We start from the raw sequence: 18,889 nt of genomic DNA, 5'->3' as shown, positions 1-18,889 counted from the left end.
TCCGCCAAACCTCTCCTCCGTCATGGTCGGCCTTGACCCGACCATCCACCCTCCGAGCGTGCAGATGGATCCTCGGCTCAAGGCCGAGGATGACGTCGGGGATGGAGCGAGGGGTTTTCTTCAATTTCAACGCCCCGGCAGCGGGCAGGCCTCGCCACCGCCGAACAGGCGCGAGCGGGTGAGGAACCGTTTCTCGCGGCCGTTATCGAGCGAGAACATGCCGCCACGGCCGGGCACGACGTCGATGATCAGCTGCGTGTGCTGCCACACGCCGAACTGGCTCTCGCTGATATAGACCGGCACCCCGCCGATCTCGCCAAGCTTCACGTCGCGGTCGCCCACAATGTAATCGTCCGTCGGGTAACACATCGGCGAGGACCCGTCGCAGCACCCGCCGGACTGGTGGAACAGGATTTTCGGATAATCCGCCTGGATCTCCCGGATCAGCGCAAGCGCTGCATCGGTCGCCACCACGCGCGGCTCGCCAGTTGTCTCGGTCATGCGGCTCTCCTCCAAAAGCGTACCCTCTCCCCGCTGGGGGAGAGGGTCGGGCGGTTGGGCAAGGTGGGGGTCACGCCCCGGTCCGCCCGTCTGTTGCCTTCGCCCCGCAGGCGGGGAGAAGGAAGGCGGTCGCTCAGAAGAAGCCGAGCGCCTTGGGAGAGTAGCTGACCAGCATGTTCTTGGTCTGCTGGTAGTGGTCCAGCATCATCTTGTGCGTTTCGCGGCCGATGCCCGACTGCTTGTAACCGCCGAAGGCGGCGTGGGCCGGATAGGCATGGTAGCAATTGGTCCAGACACGGCCGGCCTGGATGTCGCGGCCGAAATGGTAGCACCGGTTGGCATCGCGGCTCCACACGCCGGCACCGAGGCCGTAGAGCGTGTCGTTGGCGATTTCGAGCGCTTCCGCATCGTCCTTGAAGGTCGTGACCGAGACGACCGGGCCGAAGATTTCCTCCTGGAAGACGCGCATCTTGTTGTGACCGCGGAAGATGGTCGGCTTGACGTAGTAGCCGCCGGCAAGGTCGCCTTCAAGTTCGTTGCGCCCGCCGCCGGTCAGCACTTCCGCACCTTCCTGCCGGCCGATATCCATGTAGGACAGGATTTTTTCGAGCTGTTCGGAGGATGCCTGCGCACCGATCATCGTCGCCATGTCGAGCGGGTTGCCCTGCACGATCTTCTCGACGCGCTTGACGGCCTTTTCCATGAAACGATCATAGATCTTCTCATGCACCAGCGCGCGGCTCGGGCATGTGCAGACCTCGCCCTGGTTCAGCGCGAACATCGCAAAACCTTCGAGCGCCTTGTCGAGATAATCGTCGTCCTCGTTCATCACGTCGGCGAAGAAGATGTTCGGCGACTTGCCGCCGAGTTCCAGCGTGACGGGAATGAGGTTCTGGCTGGCATATTGCATGATCAGGCGGCCGGTCGTCGTCTCGCCGGTGAACGCGATCTTGGCGATGCGCGGGTTGGAAGCGAGCGGCTTGCCGGCTTCCAGGCCAAAGCCGTTGACGATGTTGAGCACGCCGGCCGGCAGCAGGTCGCCGACGAGTTCGGCCCAGAGCAGGATGGAGGACGGCGTCTGTTCGGCGGGCTTCAGCACGACGCAATTGCCGGCGGCGAGCGCCGGAGCGAGCTTCCAGGTCGCCATCAGGATCGGGAAGTTCCAGGGGATGATCTGGCCGACGACGCCGAGCGGCTCGTGGAAGTGGTATGCGATGGTCTCATGGTCGACCTCGCCGATCGAACCTTCCTGCGCGCGAACGCACGAGGCGAAGTAGCGGAAATGGTCGATGGCGAGCGGAATGTCGGCCGCCATGGTTTCGCGCAGCGGCTTGCCGTTGTCCCAGGTTTCCGCGCGGGCGAGAAGGTCGAGATTGTCCTCCATGCGCTGGGCGATCTTCATGAGGATGTTGGAGCGCTCGGTGGCGGAGGTGCGGCCCCACTTGTCCTTGGCGGCGTGTGCAGCGTCGAGCGCGAGCTCGATGTCGGCGGCGTCGGAGCGCGCGATCTCGCACAGCTTGCCGCCGGTGATCGGCGTGATGTTGTCGAAGTAGCGGCCGGCAACCGGCTCCTTCCACTCGCCACCGATGAAGTTGCCGTACTTCGTCTTGTACGGGTTTTCGACGATCTTCTGATGCAGCATGGTCTTTCCTCCCACGAAAAGGCCCCGGATGGGCCGTCGGAGAGGATGGTGCTGCGCTTCGCGCGTTCATGATAGGGGCGTGCCGGCGATGGCGGCGGGGACTGTTTCAGAATTGAGACAGAGCGATGCGACAGGCTGTGCTGCGGCGCAGCATCAGTTGATCGAGAGCTTCTTCATCTTGCGGTAGAGCGTCGCGCGGCTGATGCCGAGCTGGTCGGCCGCCTGACTGACATTCCCGCCGGCGCGCGAAAGCACGCGGCGAAGCGCTGCGCGCTCGGCATCGTCGAGGTCGCCGCCCTCTTCCGCCCGGTTCTCATGCAGGAGATCGGACGCGGGAACACCGGCGGCGATGCGCCGGTCGTCGAGACCCAGGAACTGGCGTGCCGCGCGGGTGGCGCCGAGCACGAGGTCGTCGCGGTCGACGGCAAGAAGCGCCGGCGCCGCGCGGCCATCCACGGGCACGAGCAGGATGCGGGCGGCGGCGAAGGCGCGGCGGAACAGCCCCGCCTCGATGCGCGCGGCCGCGTCGCGCACGGCCTGCGAGAGGATCGACATGGTCATCTCGTTGGCATCGTCGCGGCAGGTGGAAATGTCGATCGCGGCGGCGATGCGACCGGTATGGTCGCGGATCGGCGCCGTCGTGCAGGAAAGCCCGGTGTTCTGCGAGAGGAAATGCTGGTCGCGGAGGATCAGCACCGGCCGCTCGTCGGCAAGCGCGGTGCCGATGCCGTTGGTACCGACGCTCGCCTCGCTCCAAACCGTGCCGGACCAGAGCCCGACCCCGCGGAAATCGCGATCGTCGCCGGCCGCACCCCGGCGCTCCAGCGCGATACCGTTCTCGTCCGTCAGGAGCAGGCAGCAGCCCGCCTTGCCGACCGTGGCAAACAGCCTGTCGATCTCGCCGGATGCTTCCTCGATGAGGGCGCTGGAGCGGGCGCGGGCCTGGCGGAATTCCGATTCGGTGAGCCGCCAGGGCACACGCGCCTCTTCCGGCGAAAGGCCGTGCAGGGTAAGGCAGCGCCGCCAGGAGGCGGCAACGGGCGAACTCGCGGCAGCCGAGGCATGGGCCGCAACGGTCTGAACATGATCCGCGTGATCGAAACGCGCAGGCATCCGCTCTCCTCCCCGAAAGCTTCCGACCGATCGTCGCATTAGAATACAACGCTCAAGGACTATAGCCACGTTTCTGCCGGCTGGTCCAGCAGCACCAAGGTCGAAGCCTCCATGTGGTAACGGCGCCCTGCCCCGACAAGGCTGTTTCCAAGCCCGACGCCGCCTGTTACGACTGCGCCTCCCTTTCCATGACCGATTTCATCATGCTTCGTGATTTTTCCGCCCAGGCCCTTTTCATGGGCATCCTCACCGCCTTCGTCGGCTTTGCCAGCTCCTTCGCGGTCGTGCTGCACGGCCTCACCGGCGTCGGCGCCACGGAGGCGCAGGCCACGTCCGGCCTTATGGCCGTCTGCGTGGCGCTTGGCGTCAGCATGATCCTGCTCAGCGCCGTGACGAGGCTCCCGATCGCCATCGCCTGGTCGACGCCGGGCGCGGCCTTGCTCGCTAATTCCGGCCCCATCGAGGACGGTTTCCAGACGGCGGTCGGCGGGTTTCTCGTCTGCGGCGTGCTGATCGTCATTGCCGGCCTCTGGAAGCCGCTCGGGCGCATGGTCGCCGCCATTCCCACGTCGCTTGCCAACGCCATGCTTGCCGGCGTGTTGATCGGGCTTTGTTTCGCCCCGGCCAAGGCGATCGCGTTCAATCCCTTGCTCGGCCTGCCGATCGTGCTCGCCTGGGCAATCGTCGGCGCCTTCAACCGGCTCTATGCGGTGCCGGCCGCCCTTGCCGCCTTCATCGCCGTGCTCGCCTTCGGCGTCGAGGTGCCACCGGAGGCGCTGGCCGGCCTCGCCGATTCGCTGGCGCCGAACCCGGAATTCGTGACGCCGATCTTCACCGTGGCGGGCTTCGTCGGCATCGCCTTGCCGCTGTTCATCGTCACCATGGCCTCGCAGAACATTCCGGGCATCGCCGTGCTGAAGGTCAACGGCTACGAACCCGCCCCCGCTCCCCTCTTCGCCACGACCGGCGTCTTTTCCCTGCTGTCGGCCCCCTTCGGCAGCCACGCGGTCAACCTCGCGGCCATCACCGCCGCCATGTGCGCTGGCAGCGATGCCCATCCGGACCCGAAGCGTCGCTATTGGGCGCCGATCGTCGCGGGTGTCTGCTATGTGGTCTTCGGACCCTTCGTCGGCGCGGTCACGGCCTTCGTCGCCCTCGCCCCGCCGATCCTCATCCAGGCGGTCGCCGGCCTTGCGCTGATCAGCGCCTTCGCCAATTCCGCGCTCAATGCCTTCAAGGAAATCGAGGGACGCGAAGCGGCGGCGGTGACCTTCCTCGTCACCGCCTCGGGCGTCTCGTTCGCCGGTATTTCCGGCGCCTTCTGGGGACTGGTCGCCGGCGGCCTGATGCTGGCGCTCGCCCGGCTCACCGCCAGGCGCCGCGGCTGAAACCTTACTGCTGGAACGGCAACGGCTGGCCGTTGATCAGGACCTTGCCGTCCTCGCCGACCTTGAGGTCCCAGACCTGCGCGCCGCCGCCGGCGTCACGCGCAAGGCCCTTCATCATCAGGAGCCCGAAGGCCGCCTGGCCGAACTCCGGCACGGTCGCGGCATTCTTCTGGAGATAGGCGACCGTCTTGTCGAACTCGCGCATGGTGATCTTCACATCGGCGCTGTGGCGATCCTTCTGCTCGGGATAGACGAGCATCGTGCCGGACAGGTGCACGTCATAGATCGGCGAGACCGCCGAAACGTCCTCGAACTGCACCGTCATAGAGCCGTCGGGCAGGATGATGCGGCCGATCTCCTTGTTCTGCGCTTCGGTCAGCGGTTCCGTCTTGGTGAAATCCGCATTGTCGAGCAGGTAGGTGACGGCGCCGGCAAGGTCGAGATTGGTGACGGCCGCCTTGAAGGTCGCCCGCTCCGGCAACGCCCCCTCGAAGGCGACGGGCAGAATACCGGCCGGCGGCTTCGGCCCCTCGACGTCGAAGCCGAAACCGAAGCGCGTCGAATGCGCGATGCCGTTCATGTCGAGATTGTAGCTGACGGCCGCCGCCCCGAACGTGCCCTTGTCGGTTCCGACCGTGACGTTCGAAGCCTTGATCGTCTCCGTCAGGTTGTCGAAGATCGGCATAGAGGCGCGCAGCAGCTCCTTCAGCCGCGCCGCATCCGGCGCTTCGAGCTTGTCCTTGTGCATGTTGTCGAGCACGAAGAAGACGAGCTCCTGCATCACCTTGTAGCGCGCGCCATCCAGGCTGACATCGATATCGACCGTGTCTGCCCCGATATCGACGCGGCCGCTCGGGCCTCCGGTGATCGTCTCGGCAAAGGCCTTCATGACGCCGGTGCTGGTGATGTCGAGCGTGCCGGCATCCTTCTTCTCGGCCGCGACGCGCATCGCCGTCTCGCCGACGCTGGCCGTCACGCTCTCCTGCGAGGAGGTGCTGGTGAAGGCGAGCCGCTTCGCCGTCCAGTCGGCGGAGGTGAAGTAGAGGATTTCCGGATCGTAGACGCCGTCGAGCTTCATCGACTCGACGAGATAGGTGAAGGAGTTCTTGCCGGGTGCGGCGTCGATCGTGCCCTTGATGTCGAGACTGTCGTTCGCCTCGATGCGATAGGTGCCCTCCGGCATCGGCCGCAGATAGGCCGTCAGCGGCTTCAGGCCCTCGACCTGCACCGCACCGGTCTTCGCCTTGTCGACGAGCACCGTCGGGTTGAAGCGCAGTTCGTAGAAGGAGCTTGCGGCCTTCACCGTCACGAGGCCGGCGTCGATCATATCCTGCGGCAGGTAGCGCGTCAGCTTCTGCTGCATGCTCTCGGCCCCGGATGCCGAGACCTCCTGTGCCAGAGCAGGGCTTGCGCAGACGAGCGCAAGGGCGGCCGAGGCCATCAGGATCTGTCGTCGCATCGTGGTCTCCTTCGCCGATCTGGTCTATACCCAACATCCAATCGTGACCGCACCATGTCAATGCGGGGGGCAATCGGGGCGCGGGCCTTGCATTTCCGGGCATTCTCGTTTATCGAGCCCCCGTCCGCGTAGACACCCTTGGAGGCAATGCGGATGAGGCTTTCAAAAAATCCTCAAGTTTTACGCAGCCGCGGTTCACTCCGCCTGCGCAAAGCTCTCCAGTAACACACGAAAGGTTAAGCCATGAGCCACGACACTTACGAGCTCAAGGCCGAAACGCGCGAACGGGTTGGTAAGGGGTCCTCCCGTGAACTTCGCCGCAACGGTCTTATTCCTGCAGTTATCTATGGCGACAAGCAGTCCCCGCTTTCGATCGCCATCTCGACGAAGGACGTCACCCAGCGTATCCACGCCGGCGGCTTCAAGACGACGGTCGCCACGATCGACGTCAACGGCGAGAAGATCAAGGTGCTCCCGAAGGACTACCAGCTTGATCCGGTCCGCGACTTCACCATGCATGTCGACTTCCTCCGCGTTTCGGGCGACACCCATGTCGTCGTCGAAGTGCCGGTTCACTTCGTCAACGAAGAGAAGTCCCCGGGCATCAAGGCCGGCGGCGTTCTGAACATCGTACGCCACGCTGTCGAGCTGCATGCTTCGGCCGGCGACATTCCGGAATTCCTGACGGCCGACCTCGCTGGCCTCAAGGTCGGCGACGGCATCCACATTTCCAACATCAAGCTGCCCAAGGGCACGAGCCCGGTCATCACCGACCGCGACTTCACGATCGCCACGATTGCCGTTCCGGCTGCTGGCGTGAAGGAAGAAGAAGAAGTGGCTGCTACGGAAGAATAATCCCTCCCAACGGGATCCTTCTCGAAAACCCCGCATCCGCCCGGATGCGGGGTTTTTCTTTGTCAAAATGCCAGCGCTACCGTTGCGGGAAGTCTGAATTATCAGCACTTTTCCGGATCGGCATTTCAGCAACATTTAAGACTTTGGTGAAAGGCTAAGCCCCGGAAGAACGACGAAAGCCTAAGAGGGGCACTATGGGCTGGCTTCGCATCATGGCAGGGGGGCAACCGGCATGAAAATGCATTCGGTGGAGAGCCGCTTCATTGCCATCGTCATCGGCGCCCTGCTCGTCTTCGTGGCACCGCTCTTCGTGCTCTTCCTCATCCTGTCGTCCGACCGCGTGGCGCGCGAGCGCCTGGAAAACACCGAAGTGCTGCTGAAGGCCAATGTCCAGGCACTCGGAAAACCGCTGTGGGATTTCGACAAGGACAGCATCGACCAGATCGTCGGCGCACTCCAGGCGGATGCCGATATCAGCTTCGTGCGCGTGCGCGACACCTCGGATGTGATCGATATCCGCAAGCCGGAACTCAGCCCCGATCCGAACGACGCGCGCTCCATCGTCAAGACCGATATCCTCTACCGCGCCAGCGACGGCATCAAGAAGGTCGGCTCGGCGGAGATCTGGATCCGCAAGGAGGGCCTGTTCTCGCGCTTCACGAAGGACGAGATGGGCATCTTCGCCATCTTCTTCTTCGCCGTGGCAACGCTCTTCACCGCCGCCATCATCGGCAACCGCATCACCATCATCCGCCCGCTGATGCGCCTGACGGCGGCGATCGAGGCGACACGGCGGCTCGGCTCGCGCCACCACGTCGACTGGACCTCGAACGACGAGATGGGCGCACTCGCCCATAATTTCAACGAGATGCAGAGCAAGCTGGAGCGCGAGGAAAACGAGCTGAAGCTGGCGCATACCCGCGCCACCGACATCTACAACCTCACCCCCGCCATGCTCTTCTCCATCGATGCGGCGAACCGCATCACCGCCGTCAGCGACTACTGGCTGACCGCGACCGGCTACCGCCGCGAGCATGTGATCGGCCAGGAATTCACAGATTTCGTCGCCGAGGAATGCCGCGAAACCTACCGCAAGCGCCACGCGACCAACAAATCGGAGGCCGGCATCTGCGAGGTGACGGTGCGCTTCCGCTGCGCCGATGGCAGCGTGATCGACGTGCTGATCCTCGAAACCGGCGCGGAGGCGAGCAGCGGCCGCCAGGCGCTGTCGCTCTCGGTCATGACCGATGTCACCGACCTCAAGGAGGCGGAAAACCGCAACCACCGCCAGGCGATCACCGACCACCTGACCGGCCTGCTCAACCGCCAGGGCTTCGAGGGCGTGCTCGACGAGCTGATCGGCGAGGTCGACACGCTCGGCCACCAGCTCGCCTGCCTTTTCGTCGACCTCGACCGCTTCAAGTGGATCAACGACAATCTCGGCCATGCCGCCGGCGACGACGTGCTTTGCCAGGTCGCGATGCGCCTGCGCCGGCAGTTGCGCGCCAACGACCGGATCGCGCGGCTCGGCGGCGACGAATTCGCCATCCTGCTTTCCGCGCCCAACGCCCGCCAGCTCGCCCTGGATGTCAGCGAACGCCTGGTTTCAAGCCTGCGTGCGCCGCTCGTCGTCAACGGCGCCGAGCTCAATGTCAGCGCCAGCATCGGCGTCGCGATCTATCCCGACCACGCCGCCACCGCCGCCTGCCTGCTGCAGAAGTCGGACATGGCCATGTATGCCCGCAAGCGCGACGGCAAGAATGGCGTGCAGCTCTTCGACAACAACATGGTCGACATCGCCCGCAAGCGGCTGGAAACCGAGCAGTTCATCGACCAGGGCCTGCGCGACGACTGGTTTACCGCCTATCTCCAGCCGATCGTCTGCCTGTCCGACGGGCGCGTCGCCGGCTTCGAGGCGCTGATGCGCCTCAACCACCCCGAGCGCGGCCTGCTGCCGCCGGCCGAAATCATCGGCATTGCCGAGGAGAATGGCTCGATCGGCCGCATCGGCGATTGCATCCTGTCGAAATCCATCGCCAGCCTTGCCGTCATCTCCAAGCTCGACGGGCTGTCCGACACCTATCTCGCGGTCAATTTCTCGCCCTTGCAGTTCGAACCGGTCCTGCCGAACCGCCTTGCCGCGCTGCTGCTCGAAAACGGCATTACGCCCTCGCGCATCGTCGTGGAAATCACCGAGGCCGTGCTGATGCTCGACAATCCGGTGGTGCGCGACGTGCTCGACGCACTCTCCGAGCTCGGCTGCCGCATCGCGCTCGACGATTTCGGCACCGGCTATTCGTCGCTCTCCTACCTCAACCGCTTCCCCGTCGATATCGTCAAGGTCGACCAGTCCTTCACCCGCTCGCTGTCCTCCGACCAGCCGGACGTGCGCCGCAAGAGCCGCATGCTGGTCGAGGGCATCCGCACCATCTCGCACCAGATGGGCTGCGCGGTCGTCGCCGAGGGCATCGAGACGGAGGAGCAATGGGACATCCTGCAGGCGATGAACATCGAGTTCGGCCAAGGCTACCTGCTGAGCCGGCCCCTGCCGCTTGACGCGCTGCTTCAAAAGCTGGACGAATTCACGATGCCGGCCAGGCCGCCCGAGCGCCTGGCCGCCGCCTCCTGACGAGGAACGAGGACGAGACGATGAAGACGCTGTTTTTGACGCTCAGCCTGTCGCTCGCCCCCCTCTCCGCGCCGCTTGCCGAAACGCTGCATTTCGTCACCGAGGAATACGCCCCGTTCAACTACACGAAGGACGGCAAGATCACCGGCATCGCGGTCGACCAGGTCGAGGCGATCGCCAAGGCGGCCGGCATCGACTACAAGCTTGAAATCATGCCCTGGGCGCGCGCCTTCGCCATGGCCGAAAACCAGCCGATGCATTGCGTCTTCACCACGGGCTACAACCGGGAGCGTGCGGAACGCTTCGTCTGGGTCAATCCGCTCCTCAAGGACCAGATGGTTCTCCTGAAGCGCAAGGGTGAAAAATACGATGGGCTGACGATCGTCAAGGCGCGCGAACTGAGGGTCGGCTCGCAGCGCGGCGACTTCGCCGTCGAGGCGCTGGAACTGATCGGCTTCAAGGACATCGATCTCGCAAGCGATATCGACATCACCGTGCGCAAACTCCTGAGCGGCCGCATCGACCTGATGCCCACCTCCATCAAGACCTACGAGAAAATGGTGAAGGACGGCCAGCCGGTCGAAAAGGCGATGATGTTGGCCGGCCAGGTCTACGGCATCGCCTGCCACAAGGACACGCCGCCAGACCTTATCAAAAGCCTCCAGGCCGAACTCGACAAGCTGATCATGAGTGGCGAGCAGGACCGCATCTTCACCGCCTACGGCCTGCCGCCGAGCACGCGCACCGCGGAGAACGGCGCGAAGAAATAATCTTCAACGGTTGACTTTGGGCCGCTTTCGCGGTGGTGAAAGCGGCAACAGATCGTTTTGACGGATCCTTCCATGCTGATCATCGCCGGGCTCGGCAATCCGGGCGCAAAATATGCGGGCAACCGCCACAATATCGGTTTCATGGCGGTGGACGCGATCCATCGCAAGAACCCGTTCTCGCCCTGGTCGAAGAAGTTCAAGGCGGAAATCTCCGAAGGCGAGATTGCCGGGGAGAAGGTGCTGCTCGTCAAGCCGCAGACCTTCATGAACCTGTCGGGCGAATCCGTCGGCGAAGCGATGCGTTTCTACAAGCTCGAACCCAAGGACATCGTCGCGATCTATGACGAGCTGGACCTCACACCCGGCAAGGCACGCATCAAGACCGGCGGCGGCCATGGCGGACACAACGGCATCAAGTCGATCGACGCCCATTGCGGCCGGGAATACCGGCGCCTGCGCCTCGGCATCGGCCATCCGGGTGTGAAGGAACTCGTCACCAACCATGTGCTCGGCGATTTCGCGAAAGTCGACCACGTCTGGCTCGACCCGCTGCTCGACGAATTGGCCCTCAATGCCGAGATGCTGGTGCGCGGCGAGGATTCGCAGCTGATGAACAAGCTGGCGCTCGCCACCGGCAGCAAGCCGGACGGCGAAAAAGCACCCGCACAGAAACCCGCCGCCCAATCCCACATCCGCGCGGCCCGCAACCACGCCCAGCCCAAAATCCTCCCGACCACGGGACCGATGGCGGAGATGTTGAAGAAGCTGCTGGGCAACAAGGGCGAGTGATCGCTACAGCCAGCGCAGCGTCTGGAGACGGTAGAGGAACAGGTCCCACAGCCAGGCAAAGCCGGTCTCGATGCCGTGCGCGATGACGCCGGATGCCCCTTCGGAGCACAGCATCACGGCGATGCCGGCAAAGCCGCAGCCGAGGGTGGAATTTCGGAAATTCCGCCAGGAATCGAGCCGGTAATAGCCGGCATCGTCATATTCTGTGCCGAGGATATGGTCGTCCATATTGTAACCGTCGCTGATCATGAGATCGAGCATCGGCTTGTCCGACAGCCGGTCGGGCAGGACGTTGAAGACCGCGCGGCAGACATGCCCGACCGCCCCCAGAATGAGGAAGAGCACGAAGGCAACGGCATAATGCCAGGTGGAGGCTTCTTCGAACATGGCTTCATGTTAGACAGAAACCGCTAATATCGGGTGAAACTACTCTTCCGGCTCCGTCTGGAACATCAGCGGGAAGCCCGCCTCCTTGGCGAGGTCGGTCGCCTCTTTCGCCTTGGTCTCGGCGATGTCGCGGGCGCAGACGACGACCACGCAGGTGCCGAGCTTGTGCGCGGTGATCATCACGCGCTGGCTCGCATCCGCGTTCATGCGGAACACGGCCTTCAGCACCAGCACGACGAATTCGCGCGGCGTATAATCGTCGTTGACGAGGATGACCTTGTAGAGCTTCGGCCGTTCGAGCTTGGGCTTCGTGTCGATCTTCGGGGTGAGGGTAACATCACCATTGCTCATCGAAAGTCTCCTCGCGATTTGCCTTCGAGCGGTGTCAGAAACCTATTGTGCACCGCACGAAGCGCGACTTCAAGGCCTTGCGTGCCGCAAACACTTGACCCTGCCCCGTCCTTCGCCCATAGCGATGGCAACGAATTTCGAGACGAATGGACCACCTCAATGGGTTTCAAATGCGGTATCGTCGGACTGCCGAATGTCGGCAAGTCGACCCTCTTCAACGCGCTGACCAAGACGGCGGCGGCGCAGGCGGCAAACTATCCCTTCTGCACCATCGAGCCGAACACCGGCGAAGTGGCGGTGCCGGACCCGCGCATGAAGGCGCTCGCGTCCATCGCCGGCTCCAAGGAGATCATCCCGACGCGCATCTCCTTCGTCGACATTGCCGGCCTCGTGCGCGGCGCGTCGAAGGGTGAAGGCCTCGGCAACAAATTCCTCGCCAACATCCGCGAAGTCGATGCCGTGGTGCATGTGCTGCGCTGCTTCGAGGACGACGACATTACCCATGTCGAAGGCCGCATCAATCCGGTCGGCGACGCCGATACGATCGAGACCGAGCTGATGCTCGCCGACCTCGAAAGCCTGGAGCGTCGTGTCGAGCAGACCCGCAAGCGCGCCGCCAGCAAGGACAAGGATTCGCTCGCGCAACTGCCGATCATGGAAGCCGTGGTCAAGCTGTTGAACGAGGGCAAGCCGGCCCGCCTGCTGCTGAAGACGCTGGCGCCGGAAGAGATCGAGGTCTTGAAGGGCCTGAACCTGCTGACCTCGCATCCCGTCCTCTACGTCTGCAACGTTTCGGAAGCCGACGCCTCGACCGGCAATGCGCATACCGAAGCCGTCGCCGCCATGGCGAAGGAACAGGGTGCCGAATGCGTCATCATCTCGGCCGCGATCGAATCCGAGGTCGCCCAGCTTCCGGAAGAGGAATCGGTCGAATTCCTCTCGGCGCTCGGCCTTGAGGAAGCAGGCCTCGACCGGCTCATCCGCGCCGGTTACCACCTGCTCGACCTGATCACCTATTTCACCGTCGGCCCCAAGGAAACCCGCGCCTGGACCATCGTGCGCGGCACGAAGGCCCCGCAGGCGGCCGGCGTCATCCACACGGATTTCGAACGCGGCTTCATCCGCGCCTTCACCATCGCCTATGACGACTACATCGCCTACAAGGGCGAAGTGGGCGCCAAGGAAGCCGGCAAGGGCCGCGACGAAGGCAAGGAATACGTGGTTCAGGACGGCGACGTCATCCACTTCCGCTTCAACACCTGAAGCAACAGCCCGACATTTTCGACCCCGTTCAAGCTGTCGCCCTTCACCGAAGGGGCGGCAGTTTTTCTTTGAGCGTCGCGGGCAGCGGCGTCATCGTCCAGCGCCGGAAATGCGGCCAGCCGATGCCGATGGTCAGCACCACCAGCCCGACGATCAGCAGCGTCAGGAAGACATAGCTTTCGGGCGCCGCCTCGACGCCCTGGAGCAGGCTCGCGACCGCCAAGCCGAGCGACACCAGCCCGGAGGTGACGAAGGCCCGCCGGTCGAGGACCAGTCCGATTGCCATGAGCACCACGACGACGCCGACGATGATAAGCGCGTCCGGCAGGCCCTTGCTGCCGCTGAACAGCCGCTCATTGGCAAAATCGCCGAGGAAGACGAAGGCCAGCGTCGAATAGAGCAGCGCCGGCGCCGTGATCAGGTGCAGCCAGAAGGCGACGTCGGAGCGGCGCGTGACGCGGAACCGGTCCGACAGGTCATAGACCATCGCCACGGCAAACAGCACGAGTGCCGCCGCCAAGAAGATGGCCGACGCGACGATGGGATGATCGGCGATCACCTCCGCACTTCCGGTGAGGCGCGAAAGCCCGAGGAAAATCAAGGCGAGAACGAAAGCGGCGACCCACAGGAAGCACAGGCTGAGCGACAGCGGAATGCGGTAGCGCCAGTAGAAGGGCGGCAGCAGGACGGCAAATGGCACGATAACGAGCAGGAAATGCAGCACCGGTTCCGGCTCCGGCTGCCCCATGAAACTGTCCAGCGCGATGATCGTCGTGACGAAGACCCAGTGCACATAGAGCAGCGTCAGCAGCACGGCCGGCAAAGCCAGCCGCTGCCGCCTCACCAGGATTTCCGCCAGAATGATGATGGCCGGCAGTGCGGCGAAGAAGGCGCCCACGCCCCACACACCCGCCATGACGATGGCGACGCCGATGGTGATCAGCACGTCATGGAAACCGCGCACGAAACGCGGCGCCTCGGTATCCTCGATCGGCGCAATGGCGCGATCCTCCGCCGCGCCGGCAATATCCAGTGCCGCCGTGCGCGGCGGCTGCAAAAGCACGCCGCGCGCCTCCATATAGGGCAGCAGGCTGCCGGCCTGATCGGCGGAGATGATGCCCTCGCCGGCTGCGCCCTCCAGCACGGATTTCAAGGTCTGCATGGATCGTCGTCTCCTCGTGTCCGCAACCGGCGCCACCTTACGCACGGGGGACCTGCTGGCAAGCGATCGGCCCGTCAGGACCTTGCAAAACCCTGCCGCGCTCGCCATTGTTCGCCCGCAACAAGACGGATCTGGATGTGACGAGTTACACTTTTGAAGATTTTACGCCGGGCCGACGCTTCGACTTTGCCGAGCGGACCCTGACGGCAGACGAGATCATCGCGTTCGCGAAGGAATTCGATCCGCAGCCGATGCATCTCGACGAGGAGGCCGGCCGCGCCAGCATTCTCGGCGGGCTCGCCGCCTCCGGCTGGCACACCAGCGCGGTGATGATGCGCATGCTCTACGAGGCCTATATCGATGGCTCGACCTCGGAGGGCTCGCCCGGCGTGGACCTGATGGAATGGAAGCGGCCGGTGCTGGCCGGCGATACGCTCGGCGGCCATTGCGTGGTGCTCGACGCCCGCGCCTCGCGCTCGCGCCCGGAGATCGGCATCGTGCGCTTTCGCGCCGAGGTGACGAACCAGCGCGGCGAGATCGTCGCCGTCAGCGAATATATCAACATGATGCGCCTGGCGCCGAGCGAAGGAGCCGCCCATGCGAATGGTTGAACTCTATGCCCTCGGCCAGACGGTCGAGATCGGCAGCCTCACCTTCACCGCGCAAGACATCATCCGCTTCGCGAAGAACTTCGACCCGCAGCCCTTCCACCTCGATGAGGAGTTGGCGAAACAGGCGCTGTTCGGCGGCCTCTGCGCCTCCGGCTGGCATTCGAGCGCCGGCTGGATGAAATGTTTCGTGCCGTTCTGGCTCGGCGAGTGCAAGCGGCTTGCCCGCGAAGGCATCACGCCCCCGAACCTCGGCCCCTCCCCGGGCTTCACGAAACTGAGCTGGCTGAAGCCGGTCTTCGCCGGCGACACGATCACCTATTCGGTGACCCTGCTGGCGTCCCGCGAACTCACCTCGCGCGCCGGCCGCCTGGTCAACACGATTCTTTGCGCAGGCAAGAACCAGCACGGCGAGCCGGTCATCCGGTTCGAAAGCACGGTGCTCGAATTCGTCTGAGTGTCGAGGGGTTTAGTGCCCCTCGAACGCCACCAGGGTGCGCACTTCCACGTTCAGCGCTTCGAGCTTCTTGCGCCCGCCGAGATCCGGCAGGTCGATGACGAAGCAGGCGGCGACGATGTCGGCGCCGATCTGGCGCAGGAGCTTCACCGCGGCCTCGGCCGTGCCACCGGTGGCGATGAGGTCGTCGACGAGGATCACCTTCTCGCCCGGCTTGATGGCGTCCTTGTGCATTTCCATCTCGTCCACGCCGTATTCCAGGCTGTAGGCGATGCGCACGGTTTCGTGCGGCAGCTTGCCCTTCTTGCGGATCGGCACGAAGCCGGTCGAGAGCTGGTGCGCCATGGCCCCGCCGAGAATGAAGCCGCGCGCCTCGATACCCGCCACCTTGGCGATGCCGATGCCCGCATAGGGATGCACCAGCTCGTCCACCGCGCGGCGGAAAGCCCGCGGGTTGCCGAGCAGCGTGGTAATATCGCGGAACATGATGCCGGGCTTGGGATAATCCGGAATGTTGCGGATCGCGGCGACGAGTTCGTTTTCGAGCGTGGACATGGGGATTCCCGACTGCGGAGGGCTTTCCTCCGGTTATTGCAGGTGAGGCGCTGGCCCTCAACAAAAAAGGCGGCCCGGAGGCCGCCTTTGCTGCCGAGCGGTGAGACCGCTCAGTGTTCCTTGTTCGCGTAGACCGACTTCTTCGTCAGGTAGATCAGGCCGGTGAAGATCACCAGGAAGACCATGACCATGAAGCCGGTGCGCTTGCGCTCTTCGAGATGCGGCTCTGCGGCCCACATCAGGAAGGCGGCAACATCGTGCGCGTACTGGTCGACCGTCTGCGGCGAACCATCGTCATAGGTGACCTGGTCGTCGGAGAGCGGCTTGGCCATGGCGAGAGCCGCGGCATTGGCGAAGTACGGGTTGAAGTGCGTGCCTTCGGCGACTTCGAGATGCGCCGGCTTCTCTTCGTCGTAGCCGGTGAGCAGCGAGTAGATGTAGTCCGGTCCGCCGGACTGGTACTGCGTGAAGATGTCGAAGACGAACTGCGGGAAGCCGCGGGTGATGCCGCGCGCCTTGGCGATCAGCGAGAAGTCCGGCGGCGCCGCACCATTGTTCGAAGCGGCTGCCGCCTCGTGGTTGGCATAGGGCGACGGGAAATAGTCGGACGGAACGGCCTTGCGGGTGAACATCTCACCGTCGCTGTTCGGGCCGTCCTGCACTTCGTAGTTCGCCGCGAATGCCTTGACCTGCGCCTCCGAGTAGCCAAGGCCTTCCAGTGTGCGGAAGGAGACGAGGCTCATCGAATGGCAGGCCGAACAGACTTCGGTGTAGACCTTCAGGCCGCGCTGGAGCTGGCCCTTGTCATATTTGCCGAACGGGCCGGCAAAGGACCATTCCTGTTCCTTCGGCTTATGCATCGGATAGTGCGGCGTGGCGTGTTCCGCCTCCGCACCGGCGGCGGGCGCTGCCTCTTCCGCCGTGGCGAAGGAGACGCCGAGACCGGCGACGAGTGCGAGCGACAGAAGGCCTGCAACAAGCTTTTTCATTGACATGGTTCCTAGTCCTCGCTCTCAGGCCTTGGCCAGCTTGGCGTTCTTCTTTTCCAGAACCGCTTCCGTAATCGAATTCGGAATGCGCTTCGGGGTCTCGATCAGGCCGAGGATCGGCATGATGACGAGGAAGAAGCCGAAGTAGTAGAGCGTGCCGAGCTGCGAGAGGATGACGTAGATGCCTTCTGCCGGCATGGCGCCGAGCCAGCCGAGCAGGATGGCGTTGGCCACGAAGATCCAGAAGAACAGCTTGTACCACGGGCGGTAGACGGCGGAGCGAACCTTGGACGTATCGAGCCAGGGCAGGAAGAACAGCACGATGATCGCGCCGAACATCACGAGGACGCCGCCGAGCTTCGAGTCGATCGGGCCGACGTTGAAGGTGATGGCGCGCAGCATCGCGTAGAACGGCAGGTAGTACCATTCCGGAACGATGTGGGCGGGGGTCTTCAGCGGGTCAGCCGGGATGTAGTTGTCCGGGTGGCCGAGATAGTTCGGCATGTAGAAGACGAACCAGGCGAAGATGATCAGGAAGACCGAGACGCCGAGAGCATCCTTCAGCGTCGCATAAGGCGTGAAGGCGACCGTGTCGGTCTTGGACTTCACCTCGACGCCGGTCGGGTTGGTCTGGCCGGTGACGTGCAGCGCCCAGACGTGCAGGACGACGACGCCGGCGATCATGAAGGGCAGCAGGTAGTGCAGCGCGAAGAAGCGGTTCAGCGTCGGATTGTCGACCGCGAAGCCGCCGAGCAGGAACTGCTGGATCCACTCGCCGACCCACGGGAAGGCCGAGAAGAAGCCGGTGATAACGGTCGCACCCCAGAAGGACATCTGACCCCAGGGCAGAACGTAGCCCATGAAGCCCGTCGCCATCATCAAGAGGTAGATGACCACGCCGAGGATCCAGAGGATTTCGCGCGGCGCCTTGTAGGAGCCGTAGTAGAGGCCGCGGGCAATGTGCAGGTAGACCGCGATGAAGAAGAACGACGCGCCGTTGGCGTGCATGTAGCGCAGCAGCCAGCCGTGGTTCACGTCGCGCATGATCTTCTCGACCGAGTTGAACGCGACGGTGGTTTCGGCCGCATAGTGCATGGCCAGAACGATACCGGTCAGGATCTGCACGATCAGCATCACCGACAGCATGGCGCCGAAGGTGTAGGCATAGTTCAGGTTGCGCGGAACCGGGTAGGAGACGAAGCTGTCATGGATCATGCGCGGCAGAGGCAGGCGCGAGTCGACCCATTTTTCGATGCCAGTCGTCGGCTGGTAGGTGGAATGATCAGCACTCATTATCAGGTGTCCCCTCAACCGATCTTGATAACTGTGTCGGTAACGAACGCGAAGGTCGGCACGGCGAGGTTCTCGGGGGCCGGACCCTTACGAATACGACCAGCGGTATCGTAGTGAGAACCATGACAGGGACAGAACCACCCGCCGAAATCGCCGGCCTGGCCGAGCGGAATACAGCCGAGATGGGTACAGACACCGACCATGATGATCCAGTTTTCCTTGCCCGCGCCCGCCGAACGATCGAGGTCCGTCGCCTGGGCGTCGGTCGCGATATTGGCATTGCGTGCGACCGGGTCCTTGAGGTCGCCAAGCTCGACGGCCTTGGCTTCCGCAACTTCCTGGTCCGTCCGGTTACGGATGAACACCGGCTTGCCGCGCCACTTGACGGTCAGGGACATGCCGGGCGTCAGGCTGGAGACGTCGACATCGATGGCGCCGAGCGCCAGCGTCGACGCATCCGGACGCATCTGGTCGATGAACGGCCAGGCAACTGCCACGCCGCCCACGACGCCAGCCATCCCGGTGGTCAGGTAAAGGAAATCGCGGCGAGTGGGCTCGCCCAGGGATTCGCTTGATGTCTCGTGTTCGCTCACGGCTAAACCATCCTCTCACGCAAAGTCTGCGGAAACCCGCCACGCCCCTTGGAAACCGGTCAGATCCGGACACAATACGGCCATA

The 18,889-nt window shown here is 63.8% G+C and carries 19 protein-coding genes; 8 read left to right on the top strand and 11 right to left on the bottom strand.

Going from position 1 to position 18,889, the window contains the following annotated elements; translation table 11 throughout:
* Positions 1-126: 126 nt before the first annotated feature.
* The 3 genes from AC1RWL_RS26870 to AC1RWL_RS26860 form a co-directional block, all read right to left on the bottom strand.
* Positions 127-501 (bottom strand): DUF779 domain-containing protein, encoded by a 375-nt coding sequence (locus tag AC1RWL_RS26870; protein WP_256117501.1) that lies wholly within the window; start codon positions 499-501, stop codon positions 127-129.
* Positions 502-634: 133 nt separating this feature from the next.
* Entirely contained in the window at positions 635-2,143 is a 1,509-nt protein-coding gene (adh, locus tag AC1RWL_RS26865) for an aldehyde dehydrogenase (protein WP_435267741.1), read from the bottom strand.
* A 153-nt stretch (positions 2,144-2,296) separates the two neighbouring features.
* The gene (locus AC1RWL_RS26860; protein WP_256117504.1) at positions 2,297-3,256 is read right to left on the bottom strand and encodes a helix-turn-helix domain-containing protein; all 960 of its coding nucleotides are present in this window, start codon (positions 3,254-3,256) and stop codon (positions 2,297-2,299) included.
* Positions 3,257-3,459: 203 nt separating this feature from the next.
* Here AC1RWL_RS26860 and AC1RWL_RS26855 point away from each other — a divergent pair, with 203 nt between their 5' ends.
* Positions 3,460-4,644: a benzoate/H(+) symporter BenE family transporter gene (locus tag AC1RWL_RS26855; RefSeq protein ID WP_493096633.1), complete on the top strand. Its 1,185-nt coding sequence runs from the start codon at positions 3,460-3,462 to the stop codon at positions 4,642-4,644.
* 4 nt (positions 4,645-4,648) lie between these two features.
* On the opposite strand, the gene AC1RWL_RS26850 is transcribed toward AC1RWL_RS26855, so the two are convergent.
* The gene (locus AC1RWL_RS26850) at positions 4,649-6,103 is read right to left on the bottom strand and encodes a hypothetical protein (RefSeq protein WP_493096436.1); all 1,455 of its coding nucleotides are present in this window, start codon (positions 6,101-6,103) and stop codon (positions 4,649-4,651) included.
* A 243-nt stretch (positions 6,104-6,346) separates the two neighbouring features.
* On the opposite strand from AC1RWL_RS26850, the gene AC1RWL_RS26845 reads away from it, so the two are divergent.
* The 4 genes from AC1RWL_RS26845 to pth all read left to right on the top strand — a co-directional run bounded on the left by AC1RWL_RS26845 (position 6,347) and on the right by pth (position 11,146).
* The gene (locus AC1RWL_RS26845; RefSeq protein WP_256117508.1) at positions 6,347-6,958 is read left to right on the top strand and encodes a 50S ribosomal protein L25/general stress protein Ctc; all 612 of its coding nucleotides are present in this window, start codon (positions 6,347-6,349) and stop codon (positions 6,956-6,958) included.
* 238 nt (positions 6,959-7,196) lie between these two features.
* Positions 7,197-9,587: a putative bifunctional diguanylate cyclase/phosphodiesterase gene (locus AC1RWL_RS26840; RefSeq protein WP_493096634.1), complete on the top strand. Its 2,391-nt coding sequence runs from the start codon at positions 7,197-7,199 to the stop codon at positions 9,585-9,587.
* 20 nt (positions 9,588-9,607) lie between these two features.
* Positions 9,608-10,357: a substrate-binding periplasmic protein gene (locus tag AC1RWL_RS26835; protein WP_435267746.1), complete on the top strand. Its 750-nt coding sequence runs from the start codon at positions 9,608-9,610 to the stop codon at positions 10,355-10,357.
* A 72-nt stretch (positions 10,358-10,429) separates the two neighbouring features.
* Positions 10,430-11,146 (top strand): aminoacyl-tRNA hydrolase, encoded by a 717-nt coding sequence (gene pth, locus AC1RWL_RS26830; RefSeq protein WP_493096437.1) that lies wholly within the window; start codon positions 10,430-10,432, stop codon positions 11,144-11,146.
* A 3-nt stretch (positions 11,147-11,149) separates the two neighbouring features.
* On the opposite strand, the gene AC1RWL_RS26825 is transcribed toward pth, so the two are convergent.
* Both AC1RWL_RS26825 and clpS read right to left on the bottom strand, forming a co-directional pair.
* Positions 11,150-11,533, bottom strand: a complete 384-nt coding sequence (locus AC1RWL_RS26825) for a hypothetical protein (protein ID WP_256117512.1) — start codon at positions 11,531-11,533, stop codon at positions 11,150-11,152.
* A gap of 39 nt (positions 11,534-11,572) precedes the next feature.
* Positions 11,573-11,884 carry an ATP-dependent Clp protease adapter ClpS gene (clpS, locus tag AC1RWL_RS26820; RefSeq protein ID WP_256117514.1) on the bottom strand — a complete coding sequence of 104 codons (312 nt, stop codon included), beginning with the start codon at positions 11,882-11,884 and terminating at the stop codon, positions 11,573-11,575.
* A gap of 159 nt (positions 11,885-12,043) precedes the next feature.
* On the opposite strand from clpS, the gene ychF reads away from it, so the two are divergent.
* Positions 12,044-13,147: a redox-regulated ATPase YchF gene (ychF, locus tag AC1RWL_RS26815; protein ID WP_435267749.1), complete on the top strand. Its 1,104-nt coding sequence runs from the start codon at positions 12,044-12,046 to the stop codon at positions 13,145-13,147.
* Between the two features lie 43 nt (positions 13,148-13,190).
* Here ychF and AC1RWL_RS26810 read toward each other — a convergent pair whose 3' ends face one another.
* Positions 13,191-14,309: a hypothetical protein gene (locus tag AC1RWL_RS26810; protein WP_493096438.1), complete on the bottom strand. Its 1,119-nt coding sequence runs from the start codon at positions 14,307-14,309 to the stop codon at positions 13,191-13,193.
* Between the two features lie 131 nt (positions 14,310-14,440).
* On the opposite strand from AC1RWL_RS26810, the gene AC1RWL_RS26805 reads away from it, so the two are divergent.
* Both AC1RWL_RS26805 and AC1RWL_RS26800 read left to right on the top strand, forming a co-directional pair.
* Positions 14,441-14,920, top strand: a complete 480-nt coding sequence (locus tag AC1RWL_RS26805) for a MaoC family dehydratase (RefSeq protein WP_493096635.1) — start codon at positions 14,441-14,443, stop codon at positions 14,918-14,920.
* Positions 14,907-15,374: a MaoC family dehydratase gene (locus AC1RWL_RS26800; protein ID WP_493096439.1), complete on the top strand. Its 468-nt coding sequence runs from the start codon at positions 14,907-14,909 to the stop codon at positions 15,372-15,374. The genes AC1RWL_RS26805 and AC1RWL_RS26800 overlap by 14 nt, the downstream gene beginning before the upstream one ends.
* Positions 15,375-15,386: 12 nt before the next feature.
* Here the strand turns inward: AC1RWL_RS26800 and AC1RWL_RS26795 are convergent, their stop codons facing one another.
* The 4 genes from AC1RWL_RS26795 to petA form a co-directional block, all read right to left on the bottom strand.
* Positions 15,387-15,929, bottom strand: coding sequence for an adenine phosphoribosyltransferase (locus AC1RWL_RS26795; protein ID WP_256117518.1), 543 nt, complete (start codon positions 15,927-15,929; stop codon positions 15,387-15,389).
* A 110-nt stretch (positions 15,930-16,039) separates the two neighbouring features.
* Complete coding sequence (locus tag AC1RWL_RS26790; protein WP_256117519.1) at positions 16,040-16,918, bottom strand: cytochrome c1; 879 nt, start codon at positions 16,916-16,918, stop codon at positions 16,040-16,042.
* Between the two features lie 24 nt (positions 16,919-16,942).
* A complete protein-coding gene (locus AC1RWL_RS26785; protein WP_256117521.1) occupies positions 16,943-18,211 on the bottom strand; it encodes a cytochrome b in 1,269 nt (422 codons plus the stop codon).
* Positions 18,212-18,225: 14 nt separating this feature from the next.
* Positions 18,226-18,804 carry a ubiquinol-cytochrome c reductase iron-sulfur subunit gene (petA, locus tag AC1RWL_RS26780; protein ID WP_256117523.1) on the bottom strand — a complete coding sequence of 193 codons (579 nt, stop codon included), beginning with the start codon at positions 18,802-18,804 and terminating at the stop codon, positions 18,226-18,228.
* Positions 18,805-18,889: the final 85 nt, after the last annotated feature.

It is taken from the genome of Shinella sp. GW821-FHT10F02, assembly GCF_058809275.1.
The sequence above is the reverse complement of the archived record's forward strand: the minus strand, read 5'-3'. Positions and strand labels throughout refer to the sequence as shown.